Below are 12178 nucleotides of genomic sequence, written 5' to 3' on the forward strand. Positions count from 1 at the left end.
CTATTTTGAGCCCGCTCGTTGTAAAATCGCGCTAAATAACAAGTCAACCATTCATATACGGCCCGGAACTTCCACCCTAGCCGACGCTTTGGTTTGGCGATCTTAAATATTACTAAATAGAGTCATGACTACAGTCCATGGACCAAGATAAGTTTACTAATATCTATCGTTTGCCCGGATCATTACAAATTCGTATTGCGAAGTGGCAAAAAACGTTTCGTGGCACCTCTGATCTTGTATTGCATCAGGTGTTGATGGAACGAAATAAGCAGTTTAAAAAACCAGACTTTTTACCCAAAGGCTGGTGTATAACGCCTATCGATGAAAATGACATCACCATCACCCATCACGGTAAATATATTCAGACTGTGATGCGTACGATGCTAGATAGAAAAGTTTCTTATAAAAGACTCTTTTTATCGCGAATGGATGTAGAGAAAGGCGAGAAAGTTCTGCGCGAATACAAAGCGGAATGGGTAAGAAAACACAATCAGATTGCGAAGCGATACAACCAGATAAAGAAAAAGCAATATATGAACTTTGCTCGGGAAGAAGAAGAAACACTCTACCCTTCCATCCCTAAAGGCGAATTTGACAAAACTCTCTGGAACAAGCTGGTTGTTAGTAACTTTGGCCCAGAAAAGAAATACAAAAACCCTCATTACGTACGCAAAGCTAATTTCTAAAAAATCCCCCGACAGTTCGGGGGATTTTTATTTTGTGCTAGCACTTACCAATCGTAAGTTAAACTTGCAATAACATTACGGCGGTCGCCGTACCAGCAGAAACCATCGCACGTTGCGACGTATTCTTTGTCCGCTAGGTTCTTGGCTGCAACTTGCAGTTTGTAATCACCAATACGGTAGCTCACAGTGGCATCCATCAAGAAGTAACCCGGCACTTTAAGTGTTTCCGTGTTATCACCGTATGATTCACCCGTGTAACGCGCACCTAGCCCCATAGCTAAGCCATCAAGCGTCCCTTCTAGGAAGCGGTAATGTGCCCAAGCAGATGATACCGTGTTCGCAACTTGAGATGGTGAGTTCCCTACCCACGCTGCATTCACGTCTTCTTTGATTTCCGAGTCGACATACGCGATGTTGCCAAGTAGAGTTAGTGACGGCGTCACATTAGCAACCGCTTCAAGTTCGATACCTTTATTCTCCACTTTACCAATTTGAGTTAATTGATTTAGGTGGATTCGAGCTAGGTTCTCTTTTGTTGCTTGATAAGCGGCAACATTGAAGTAGCCATCAAAGGTACGTGGTTGGTATTTCACACCCACTTCAAATTGGTCTCCACTTTCTGGCTTCGCAGGCTTACCTGCACTGTCTTGCTGAATAATAGGATCAAAGTACTGCGAGTAGCTAAAGTATGGTGTGAAGCCAGTATCCGTGATGTAGGCAGTGCCTACGCTAAACGTCCACTCTTCGTTATCCACTTTGGTTCGAGAGCCTGTCGTTACATTGTGAACTTCATTACTCGTATCATCATAACGCGCACCAAGAAGAACGGCCCACTTGTCATTGACCAAAATGTGGTCTTGTAGATAGATGCCAAGCTGCTCGTTATCAACCTTTGTTCGCTGCTTGTCCGCGTCAGTCAATGGTTGAAGCGTTGTTGGATCTAGCAACCAAACATTATTTGAGTAATTTGGGTTGAACACATCAAAACGTGGGTCTGGTAACATGCCAATTGGTGTATTCAAGATGGAGTTACCATCCGCCACTAATGGGTCACTTGCAAAGTCTTTACCATCAATACTGACCATCTGGTAGTCAATACCAACCATGAGGTTGTGTTCAACACTGCCCCATTGCATGTTGTGCATCAGGCGGTTATCAATATTGAATGCATCAGAAGAGCCCTCTTCTGTACTGGCAGCACGTAGGATACTTTTACGTTCATTCAACGGGTCGAGCAATGGGCCTAACCCCGGAACGTCAGCCGCATAAACGTACGAATACATTTGTTGTAGCTTGACATCCATTTGGCTGTAGCGAGTCGACTGCACAAAAGAAGTCGAGTCGTTGAACATGTGCGAAAACTCGTAACCAACCGATACCTGCTCACGCTCAAACGTTTCCCAATCCGTGTTCCCGACCGCGAGACTATCGCTTATCTTGCCGTTTTTGTTTGGCTTCAATGTTCCTTCAACAGGTAGGAACTGCAGATATGGGTCAGAGTCATCTTTTTGGTAACTGGTTAGCAAAGTAATTTCTGACGCGTCGGTGAACTTGTACGTCAGTGACGGCGCGACGAGGAAACGCTCAGCTTCGACGCCATCAACACGTGTACCGTTCTTTCGTGCCAAACCTTGCACACGAACAGCAAGCTTCTCGTTCACTTCTGAGTTCACATCCAGAGAAATCTGTTTGCGATCTTCAGAACCATACTCCAAAGACACCTGACCAGAGCCAGCATCAAACTGAGGACGTTTACTCACCAAGTTAATAACACCACCTGGTGGGTTTTGACCGTAAAGCACAGAGGCAGCACCACGTAGCACTTCCACTCGCTCTAGTGCAAACGGGTCAATCTGCCAACTGTAAAATCCAGATGAATACAGACGGGTTCCATCTTGATATAAGCCGCTATTAGCCTGCTTAAAGCCACGGATAATAAACCAGTCTTGTTTGTTGTCTTCACCAAAGTAATTGGTTTGAATGCTTGGCGTATATTGCAGCGCATCTGAAACACTGATTGATGCACGATCATCCATCTGTTCACGAGTCACAACTGAAACAGCGCGTGGCGTTTCGTTGATCGCTAAATCCATTTTTGTCGCAGTGCGACTTTTTGCGCCAAGATAACTAAAGTCAGGGCCAACGGCACTGTCTTCTTGTTGGCCAATTACGACGATGTTTTCATCTTCTTGAGCAAGCACTTGAGGGGTTGCTAGCACCATCGCAATAGCCACTGCTGCGGGTGTTAGCATAAACTGCCGATTCATCATTTTTCTCCTTTTTTGTCGGCAACCTTTCCAACCTCTATGCATTGAGCCAATAGACAAACTCAACGGGTTGGTTCCGGCATAACCACTGATTTTCCTTAAATGCAAAAACACAGAACGTGTTTTGCGAGCATCACAAACTGGGTGATGAGAGCGCTCACCCAGTCATAGATTTTTTATTGTTTTGGTATGTGATTGAGGGAACACACATCGTCGTTACAGTCGACGTAGTCCCCACATCAGATATAAACCGCCGATTAGAGACGCCATCAATCCTGCTGGGATCTCTTGCGGATAAAGCACCTGTCTGCCCAACCAATCAGCCAATAACATCACACCAGCGCCAAGCAAGGCCGCACACAACATGTGTTGCGATGCCTTATTAAAGCCAAACAAACGTGCCAAATGTGGCGCAAGTAAACCGACGAAACTAATAGGACCGACAACCAAGGTCGCGCTGACAGTAAGACAAGCCACAAGCAATAGTAAAATGGCACGAGAACGGTCAACTTTGATGCCGAGCGCTTTGGAAGAAGAAGCTCCAATCGGCAAAATATCTAACCAGCGAACACAGACAAAACTCAAACCAATAAACACAAAGGCAGACAGTGCCAGCGGCAGCAGCAAGTCCATCGACACGTAATACGTCGAGCCAGATAACCAAGCCAATGCTTGATAACTGCGTGGATCACCCGTTGCCAAAATAAAACTCTGGATGGCATTCATGAGTGCAGTAATGGCAATACCTGTCAGCAAGATTCGCTCGGGTTGGAAGCCAGATTTTCTGTTCAACAAGACAATGATTAGTACCGTCAGCAAGGCACCAACCAAGCCACCAATAGACAAAGTCACAACCGATGCACCGACGCCCGTAAACATAGCAATGATCAACCCCATTGCAGTTCCTGAGCTGATACCAATCACCTCAGGACTCGCCATCGGGTTGCCACTTAGTCGCTGAATCATGGTTCCTGCAATCGCCAACATCGCCCCGGCCATCGCCGCAGCTAAAAGCCTAGGTGTGCGCCACTCCAAAAATAGCCATTCATGGGTAGAGAATAGCGATGTCCATCCTTGGTTCTGAACTGAAACGGTGCTGAAGAGCACGACTGCCGCCAAGATGATCAACAAAGTAAATGCGATCGCGTGTTTGTTGAGTTTGTTGACGCGCTCTGAGTGACGAGTAAGCACGGTTTGCGTATGCCCTTGCGTCTTCTGTGATAATCGAGGTAGTAACCAAAGTAACAATGGTGCGCCCAACGCCGCCGTCGCCGCGCCAGTCGGAATGAAACTCGCCATCAAACCCGGTAATTGTTGAATCACTAAATCGGTGAGGGTCAAAAGCATTGCACCAATCAACATTGAAACCCAAAGCTTGTGTTGAATCTTATGCACACCAATCAAGCGTGTGATTGCTGGTGCAGCAAGACCGATAAAACCGATGATGCCCACCGTCGCCACAACCCAAGAAGTCATAAGCACCGCTAAGCCAAGGCAAACAAAACGTAGCTTCGCGAGCGACACACCTAAGCTTTTTGCACCTTGCTCTGATAGCTCCAAAAGGCTCAAAGGTTTAGCAAACAAAAATGCCACTAGCGCAACAATGGCAACTCTTGGTGCAAGATAACTGAAATCATCCCAGCCACTCTGAACTAAGGAGCCAGCGCCCCAGATCATGAGCCCATTGAGCTTCTCCGTATTCATCATCAAAATGACCGTACTCAGAGAGGCAAAATATAAGTTGATCACCAAGCCAGAAACGACAACAACGGTCGGAGAGAGTGCACGTCGCCAAGACAGCAGCATCACTAACCCCATCGAGGTAACACCGCCGACCAAAGCAACTAAGTTGGCGGAAAAGTCTAGCATCCAAGGTGTGAATAGCGTGGCAAGCATGAGCGTAAAGTTCGCCCCACTCGCGACACCTAAAGTCGTAGGTGATGCCAACGGATTACGTAGAACCTGTTGCATCAATACGCCAGCCACTGCCAAGCCTGCTCCAGAGATCACCGTCGTAAACACGCGTGGCCACCAGCTAAAGTGAAGAAGCACAGAATTTATCGACTGGAAGTCAGGTTGCCAAAGGCTTGCGAAACCAATAGAAAAGGCGGTGGTTTGACTCAGATGTAGTGCACCAACCGACATCGTAAACAGGGAAAGTAAGATCACTAAGGATAAAGGAAAAGCTCTCATTAGAAGTGCCCCTTCTCTTTTGCCGCAGCGATTAAATGAGCAAAGCGAACCGCAGAGGGCATTGCACCAAAGCTCCAGACAGGATCAACGCGCATAACCGGATGACCTGATTGTTCTACGATATATTGCCAAAATTGGTCCTGAGCCAACTGTTGTTCTCCACCATGAGGAAGCGGATCCACAATGACGATCTGCGCTTTTATTCCCGCGAGTTTGTCGATACCGACCATACTAAAGCCCCAGCTATTGGTTTCTTCCGTCCACGCATTAGTGAGGCCGAGCTTGTTTATCGCTTGGGAATACAAGCTGTTCTCGCCAAAGACACGCACGTGTTTAGTGTCCATAAATTGGACCATTAATAATGGGGCTGAATCTTGATCGACTTTTTGCTTGAGCGAGGCAAGCTGCGCTTCTGACTGTTCAATAAACGTTTCAGCTTCAATCTCTCGTCCCAGCTCTTTGCCGAAAGTACGTGTAAATTGAGTCAACACCGACCAATCAGTGATTCCCTGCCCGTAAAGGTCTATCGTAGTAACAGGTGCAATTTCTGCTAATCGGTTTTCCATGGCAGAAAAGTAAGGGGCGATAAAAATACGATCAGGGTTGAGCTCGTAGATACGTTCGATGTTTGGTTGCGTTCTTAAACCGACATCTTTCGTTTGTTTTGGCAACATTGGCGCTTTCACCCACGCATCATAATCTTGCCCTTGTGCAACCCCGACCGGAACAACACCGAGAGCAAGCATGGTTTCGGTCTGTGTCCAATCTACCGACATCACTCGTTGTGATGACGGTTGATCCACCGCATGAGCAAATAAAGGGAAAGCAAGGCTCGTCACCAAAACGGCTCGCTTCAGCCAAGTAATTAGTGGTTTACAATCCATTGTTGACCCCACTTAGCTTGGCATCGCTACTGGATACCCAGCAGGATGGTCAGAAATACGCATTTCAATGCCATAGATTTGTTGTAACTTCGGCTCGGTAAATACGTGTTGAACGTCGCCTTGTGCTATCAAGTCACCCTGATGCAGTGCGACAATCTCATCACAAAAGCGCGCAGCTAAGTTGATATCATGCAAAACGATGATGACTCCTAAGCCGAGGTCTTTACTGAGTTTAGAGATCAAAGAAAGCATATCGACCTGATGACTAATATCGAGCGCAGACAACGGCTCATCAAGCAACAGATATTCGGTTTTCTGTGCGAGTAGCATCGCTAGCCACACGCGTTGACGCTCACCACCAGAAAGTGTGTCAACAAGGCGATCGGCATATTTGGTTGTTCCTGTCATTTCCATCGCCTCTTCCACGATGGTTTTGTCTTTCGCACTCAACCTGCCGAGCAAACCATGCCAGGGGTAACGACCAAAGCTCACTAAATCTCGACCTAAGATGCTGTCGGTCATCGGTAAATGTTGAGGGAGATAAGCGATGTGCTGGGCAAATTTCTTTGCAGATAAACGGTTGATGTTGTCACCATGCAGCAAAATATCGCCATCACTGTATGGTTGCTGCTGAGCGAGCAGCTTAAGAAGTGTGGATTTGCCAGAACCATTGTGTCCGACAAGCGCGTACGTTTTTCCAGTTTCAAACGTCAAATCAAATGCTTTCAACAGAGACTTACCGTCAATGTCGAATTGGAGTGCCTTGGCTTCTAACATCCCTACTTCACCTAATCCTATTTACGTCTCGGGGCTGGTGAAACTTCGCTTTGCCGTCTACCTTCCCGTTACGTTTTATAATTTTATTCAACAAAACGATTAATAAGCTTGGCTTTATATAACAGCGAAGATACAAATGCAAACCATTGTCATTATCATTAATAAATAATTTTATAAATCTTGCTGGAGACACATTCTCGTTAAAGCAAGCACGTCAGAAGCAAGGGGATAAAGTGATTTAAAGCGAAACGAGATAGGGATTGGAAACGAGGACTATTGTTGGCGAGCATCGCCATTCACAATGCTCGCTCAAGGAATAAATTAAGCTGCGACGATAGGAAGAGTTGGATGAGAGCCGCAGCGTTGTTGAACCAGTTAATGACGAGCGTCAGCGCCAAACTCTACTTCTTTATAGATATCGGCCAGCGACTTCTTACCTTGTTTGTCTTTGGCTGAACGCTTTCTTGGTTGATAGTGATACTCTTGGTCATGCAAGGCTTCTTCATGCTCCTTTGCCGACTCTACGAATTCAGCATTCGCAAGTGCTTGTTGGCGTAAGCGGTTTACTCTTTCTAGGGTTTCCCACAACATACTTCACCTCCAAACGAGTCACTGTACATATATACAGTATTATTTATTCTGACCTCCTAGTCAATATTTTGATTCCCTTCACCGTTCGCTCCTCTACTCTCACATTAACCCCATACCAGCATAATGCTCTGGGTACTTATGAATGATTTGCTTTAGATAGCCTTGATGATCACGCAAGGCATTCACGCACTCTCGGGATAACAAACCTTGATAAACGCGTTTTTCAAGCTCTAACAAGGCATACGGAATTGACCACGCTTGACGATATGGATGATGGGTGGTCATGACATCAAACACATTGGCGACTGCCGCGATTTGAGCGGCGATAGGAATACCTGAACGATCCAGACCATACGGATAACCGGATCCATCAAGGTTTTCATATTGATAAGACGTAATTTGCTGGAATAAAGTGACACTCGGGTGAACCGGATTACCAATTCTCGCCACAATGTTATCTGCTGATTCAACGCATTGTTCAATGTGCTCAGTTAGCAACGCTTCTTGCTCTGCATTCACACATCGGCGGTTGCACACCACATCAGCGGGGAGCTTAATATCACTCAAAGCATGATAACGAGTGAACATTCCGATTTGCTCGACAACTTCATCGCTAAACTGATATGAGTCGGCAAGCTCTGTCGCAATCAATTGGGCGTACATACCAATACGCTTGGTGTGCGAGTAAACTTCAGGCGAGTAGCCCGGCATCAAGCACTGCATTCTTTCTGCCAATATTTCAATCGCATTGACAACATGATCTTCAGACTCAACCGCGAATTGCACCATTTCAAAGTAAGGTTTCAATCCATTCAACGCTTCTACACTGAACGCATTAGGCTGAATAGAATTAAGAAACACGAACCCAGTAAAGGTTTGCTGGTCGTAACAAGGGATCGCAACAGACGAGTGGTAACCTTCTTTTAATAAGGTTTGAATACGTGGACAGTGGTTGATGTCATAGAGATCGTTAACAAGACGAGGGATGGCATTGTCAGCGGCAATGCTCAGATTGTGCAGTTTTCGAAGTGGCGCTTCGTGATGAGCCAAACACCAAGTGTCAAACTCACTTTCAGCAAAAGACTTAAGCATGCCTTGTTTAGGGTGGTACTTCGCAAAAGACACCCTATCGACACATGGTAAATGTGCCTGCATCCTATTCTTCAAAGTTTGCATTTGCTCATTGAGCGGCTTTGCAAACGGGTAAAAACTCCGGTGCGCCATACTTCACCTCCACACCAAGTAGAGAAACCAGAAGAAAAGGCTCATGAAAGTCAGCGTATTTGATGTGATTAGAGCGGCTTTTCTCCACCTAAATTATCGACATACCACAACTTAAGTGTACGAAATAAAAACAGTTTTTCGCCAATATTTTCACCGAATATTCTACGGTAATTTAATCCAGATCAAAAAAACCAGCGCACTTTCGCACACTGGTTTTTCAATACATGATGAGTTGTTCGTTATCTATCAGCTTGGTGATTAACCCAATGCAGGAAGTACACCCAAAGTAATAAGTAGCTGCGCCATCACGATGCCCGTGCCGGCAATGCCCGTTACTAATAGAGCCCCTTGTCCACCCGCAACGCGGTATTCACCAGTAAACTCATCAGAGCGACGCACCTTCACCACCATCACTAGCGGTAGGAAGATAGCAAGAATAGCCAAAGCAATCGCTGCGTAACCTAGTGCCATGATGAAACCTTGTGGGTAGAACAATGCAAAACCTAGTGGTGGTGTAAAAGTCACCACTGCGGCGATTAAACGATTTGGCTTTTCACTGTCACCTTTGATTGTGTCGCCCAAGAACTCAAACAGACCCAAACTCACACCTAGGAAAGACGTCAGAAGCGCAAGGTCAGCAAATACGCCTACCACACTACCAAGATTTGACTGGTGAACAGTTTGAGACAATTGACCAATCAGCGCGCTCAAACCGCCGTTTTCAATCAGTGTATCCTGGCTTACAACACCAAGCGTCACGATTTGCCAGAAGATGTAAATAACCAAAGGAATCGTAGAACCAACGATGATGGCTTTACGTAGAGACGAGGTGTCGCCATCTAGGTAGTTCACAATCGCAGGAATACTGCCGTGAAAACCAAAAGAGGTGAAGATGACTGGAATTGCTGCAACGATAAGGCCTTGTTCAATTGGCATGCTCAGTAAGTAAGATTCCGTCACGTTTGGCGCTAAGAATGACAATACTGCAATCATGGTCACCATCTTTAGGCCAAAAAGCACGCGGTTAACCTTGTCTACCGTACCCGTACCAACCGTCACAACCATTGTTACGATAAGCGTGAAGATGATGGTAGAGGTGGAGCCAGAAATATCCAGACCAAACCATTCTGTTAGACGGTCACCGAACTGAGCACCGCCACCAGCGATGTAAGCAGCACACAATGAGTAGAACAAGAACAGCATAGCAAAGCTCGCGACCCACTTGCCTTTCTGACCAAGGATTTGTTTCGCCAGAGTATGGAGGGTTGCACTGCTGTCCGCATACTGGTGAAGCTCCAGCATCAACAGCGCCGTAAACGCCATTAATGCCCACAACCCCAGCATGATAATTAAAGAGGTAGAAAAACCAATGCCTGCAGAGGCAAGAGGAAGTGCCAGCATACCAGCACCAATCGTAGTCCCTGCGATAATCAGGGTGCTACCAAACACTTTAGATTGACTCATTGTATATTTATCTTTACAGCTTAATAAGATTAGTCAGCATCAGATCGGGCAACGGCACGCCAAAACTAACACCATATTTGGAATGATGACGATTCTGTAGGATCTTTCTAATAAGATCAAGCGAAGTGTAAGGATAAAAATCCACACTCGTAAATTATTTTATACACTCATATCTAAACTCTGATTTCCGCAAGCAATTGGCCGCACTCTTCTTCATTCATAAATTTAGGCACTGGGTAGTTCCAATGCGCCTCTTTGAGAATCAAAGTCACTAACTCATCGGTGTCAGACGCTTGCAACAGTGACGACGTTTGCTCAATGCCAATCTCGTTGTACAACCCCTCCAGTCGATCGAAGAAATCTTGTGCACTAGGCGCATGCCCACCTTGCGTTCCTATCAGGGCTTCACTTAGGGCGGTCAGTTGCGGCTCAATCTCAGAGAAAGAAAATCGAAGGACAGGCAATAAAGCAAGACCATTTGCCATGCCATGAGGCAAGCCATACTTAGCCCCCAAGTTATGCGCGAATGCGTGTACGTAGCCAAGACTCGCCTTGGTAAAGGCTAAACCCGCATAGTAAGACGCCATTGCCATTTTTTGTCGAGCTTGACGGTCACTGCCCTCTTCGACAGCACAAGGTAAGTATTTGAATATCAATTTGATGGCAGCAACAGAATACGCTTTGGTTTCCATCGTCGCGTTACGAGAAATGTAAGCTTCTACCGCGTGTGTTAACGCATCAATACCTGTATCAGCCGTTATCTTCGCAGGCAAACCAACCAGCAAATTCGAATCTAATGCCGCCATCAAAGGCACTAACTTCGGATCCATTAATGGGGTTTTGTGGTGGGTATCTGGTTCAGAGACGACCGCAGCAATCGTGACTTCCGACCCAGTACCCGATGTCGTAGGAATCACGAATAAAGGAGCAGGCGTTCTCCACACTCGAAAGAGACCAGCGAGTTTCTTAATGGGTTTCTTGTTTGTCACTCTGGCTGCGATGACTTTGGCACAATCCATGGCCGATCCACCGCCAAGCGCTAAAATGGCATCGCACTCTGACTCGAAATACATCGCTAAGCCACTCTCAACTTGATCGTAGGTGGGGTCGGGTTTCACCTCAGAAAACAACGCGACATCTAAGCCCTTAGCTTTTGCACTTTCCACCACCTGTTCCGCCATACCGACCTTTACCAGCCCGTCATCGGTCACAAGGAGCAACTTTTTAAGTCCAAGGTCAGCAATCGCTTCTGTCAATTCATGGAGACTGCCAGCACCAGAGAATAATGTCGGTTTTGGGAGTGGGAGTACATAGGCGGCGGCTTTCAAACCATTGGTGTAACCGCGATAAAGAAGGTGTTTCAGCATATCAATTCCATTTCCTTATTCAGGGCAATCCAAGCCCAACGCCGTAAACTTGAGTAATTATTCTAGTTTGCTCTAGAACTATAGCTCACAATTAAAAACTTGTGCTCATGCCACCTTTCACCGCAAACCCTCAAACAATCAACTACCATTTATATATCAAGATGTACTGGGGGGCTCATCATGAGGCACGTCTTGTATTCAATATTACTCGTTTCTTCATCTGTTTACGCTTCTTCAATGGCGAGTTTTCCTAATAACTGGGAAGACTATGTTCTTGTGAAGCGAAGTATTATTCCTGCAAGTGACGTGGTTTTACCTCCGGAAACCCCAACTTTTATTCAGCAAACAGTAAAAACGTACAATTGGACCAATGGCGGGAAAGGAACCAACCTTTCTATCTATGTCCCTCAAAAAAAACTAGAAGCATATAAAGCTCATGGCCCCTATACCGATGGCATTACAGCTGTCGCTGTGTATGAGGAGTCCAATATTATCTTTGTAACGGAACATTTGGCTGGCGAAACCTTGTATGGCTCTTTTGATAGGGAGGGGAATGACATATCAGCACAGCATCCCTCCTTGAATATCGAAGCCTGTTATCGATGCCACAATGGCTATGAAGATATCTGCATCAACGGTACCTGTTCTGTACCGATTATTGATGTTTTTAATAAGTGAAGAGGCCAGTGAGAAATTCAATAAGAAGTACTATATTCATCTCACAT

10 protein-coding genes are annotated in these 12178 nt (G+C 45.9%); 2 read left to right on the top strand and 8 right to left on the bottom strand.

What is annotated here, in order from left to right; translation table 11 throughout:
• The first annotated feature begins 137 nt into the window (after positions 1 to 137).
• Complete coding sequence (locus tag BSZ04_RS17020; RefSeq protein ID WP_010447727.1) at positions 138 to 686, top strand: MSHA operon transcriptional regulator; 549 nt, start codon at positions 138 to 140, stop codon at positions 684 to 686.
• Positions 687 to 730: 44 nt separating this feature from the next.
• On the opposite strand, the gene BSZ04_RS17025 is transcribed toward BSZ04_RS17020, so the two are convergent.
• From BSZ04_RS17025 to BSZ04_RS17060, 8 genes are all read right to left on the bottom strand, one after another.
• Positions 731 to 2953 (bottom strand): TonB-dependent siderophore receptor, encoded by a 2223-nt coding sequence (locus BSZ04_RS17025; RefSeq protein WP_088880945.1) that lies wholly within the window; start codon positions 2951 to 2953, stop codon positions 731 to 733.
• 216 nt (positions 2954 to 3169) lie between these two features.
• The gene (fhuB, locus tag BSZ04_RS17030) at positions 3170 to 5146 is read right to left on the bottom strand and encodes a Fe(3+)-hydroxamate ABC transporter permease FhuB (RefSeq protein WP_088880946.1); all 1977 of its coding nucleotides are present in this window, start codon (positions 5144 to 5146) and stop codon (positions 3170 to 3172) included.
• Positions 5146 to 6030 (bottom strand): ABC transporter substrate-binding protein, encoded by an 885-nt coding sequence (locus tag BSZ04_RS17035; protein ID WP_088880947.1) that lies wholly within the window; start codon positions 6028 to 6030, stop codon positions 5146 to 5148. Before BSZ04_RS17035 ends, fhuB begins: the two co-directional genes overlap by 1 nt.
• Before the next feature lie 12 nt (positions 6031 to 6042).
• Positions 6043 to 6807: an ABC transporter ATP-binding protein gene (locus BSZ04_RS17040; protein WP_088880948.1), complete on the bottom strand. Its 765-nt coding sequence runs from the start codon at positions 6805 to 6807 to the stop codon at positions 6043 to 6045.
• Between the two features lie 375 nt (positions 6808 to 7182).
• Positions 7183 to 7398: a hypothetical protein gene (locus tag BSZ04_RS17045; protein WP_005433984.1), complete on the bottom strand. Its 216-nt coding sequence runs from the start codon at positions 7396 to 7398 to the stop codon at positions 7183 to 7185.
• Between the two features lie 99 nt (positions 7399 to 7497).
• A complete protein-coding gene (locus BSZ04_RS17050; RefSeq protein ID WP_038885426.1) occupies positions 7498 to 8622 on the bottom strand; it encodes an HD-GYP domain-containing protein in 1125 nt (374 codons plus the stop codon).
• Between the two features lie 258 nt (positions 8623 to 8880).
• Positions 8881 to 10086, bottom strand: coding sequence for an aromatic amino acid transport family protein (locus tag BSZ04_RS17055; RefSeq protein ID WP_088880949.1), 1206 nt, complete (start codon positions 10084 to 10086; stop codon positions 8881 to 8883).
• Positions 10087 to 10259: 173 nt separating this feature from the next.
• Positions 10260 to 11453, bottom strand: a complete 1194-nt coding sequence (locus BSZ04_RS17060; protein ID WP_088880950.1) for an iron-containing alcohol dehydrogenase — start codon at positions 11451 to 11453, stop codon at positions 10260 to 10262.
• A 180-nt stretch (positions 11454 to 11633) separates the two neighbouring features.
• Here BSZ04_RS17060 and BSZ04_RS17065 point away from each other — a divergent pair, with 180 nt between their 5' ends.
• Complete coding sequence (locus tag BSZ04_RS17065; RefSeq protein ID WP_088880951.1) at positions 11634 to 12131, top strand: hypothetical protein; 498 nt, start codon at positions 11634 to 11636, stop codon at positions 12129 to 12131.
• Positions 12132 to 12178 lie beyond the last annotated feature (47 nt).

The sequence above is a fragment of the Vibrio rotiferianus genome, from assembly GCF_002214395.1.
GTDB classification, from domain to species: Bacteria; Pseudomonadota; Gammaproteobacteria; order Enterobacterales; family Vibrionaceae; genus Vibrio; species Vibrio rotiferianus.

Excerpts from the sequence above, each read along its gene's own strand:
- BSZ04_RS17020 (WP_010447727.1), top strand. The coding sequence starts at position 138 with ATGGACCAAGATAAGTTTACTAATATCTATCGTTTGCCCGGATCATTA.
- BSZ04_RS17025 (WP_088880945.1), bottom strand. The coding sequence starts at position 2,953 with ATGAATCGGCAGTTTATGCTAACACCCGCAGCAGTGGCTATTGCGATG.
- fhuB (WP_088880946.1), bottom strand. The coding sequence starts at position 5,146 with ATGAGAGCTTTTCCTTTATCCTTAGTGATCTTACTTTCCCTGTTTACG.
- BSZ04_RS17035 (WP_088880947.1), bottom strand. The coding sequence starts at position 6,030 with ATGGATTGTAAACCACTAATTACTTGGCTGAAGCGAGCCGTTTTGGTG.
- BSZ04_RS17040 (WP_088880948.1), bottom strand. The coding sequence starts at position 6,807 with ATGTTAGAAGCCAAGGCACTCCAATTCGACATTGACGGTAAGTCTCTG.
- BSZ04_RS17045 (WP_005433984.1), bottom strand. The coding sequence starts at position 7,398 with ATGTTGTGGGAAACCCTAGAAAGAGTAAACCGCTTACGCCAACAAGCA.
- BSZ04_RS17050 (WP_038885426.1), bottom strand. The coding sequence starts at position 8,622 with ATGGCGCACCGGAGTTTTTACCCGTTTGCAAAGCCGCTCAATGAGCAA.
- BSZ04_RS17055 (WP_088880949.1), bottom strand. The coding sequence starts at position 10,086 with ATGAGTCAATCTAAAGTGTTTGGTAGCACCCTGATTATCGCAGGGACT.
- BSZ04_RS17060 (WP_088880950.1), bottom strand. The coding sequence starts at position 11,453 with ATGCTGAAACACCTTCTTTATCGCGGTTACACCAATGGTTTGAAAGCC.
- BSZ04_RS17065 (WP_088880951.1), top strand. The coding sequence starts at position 11,634 with ATGAGGCACGTCTTGTATTCAATATTACTCGTTTCTTCATCTGTTTAC.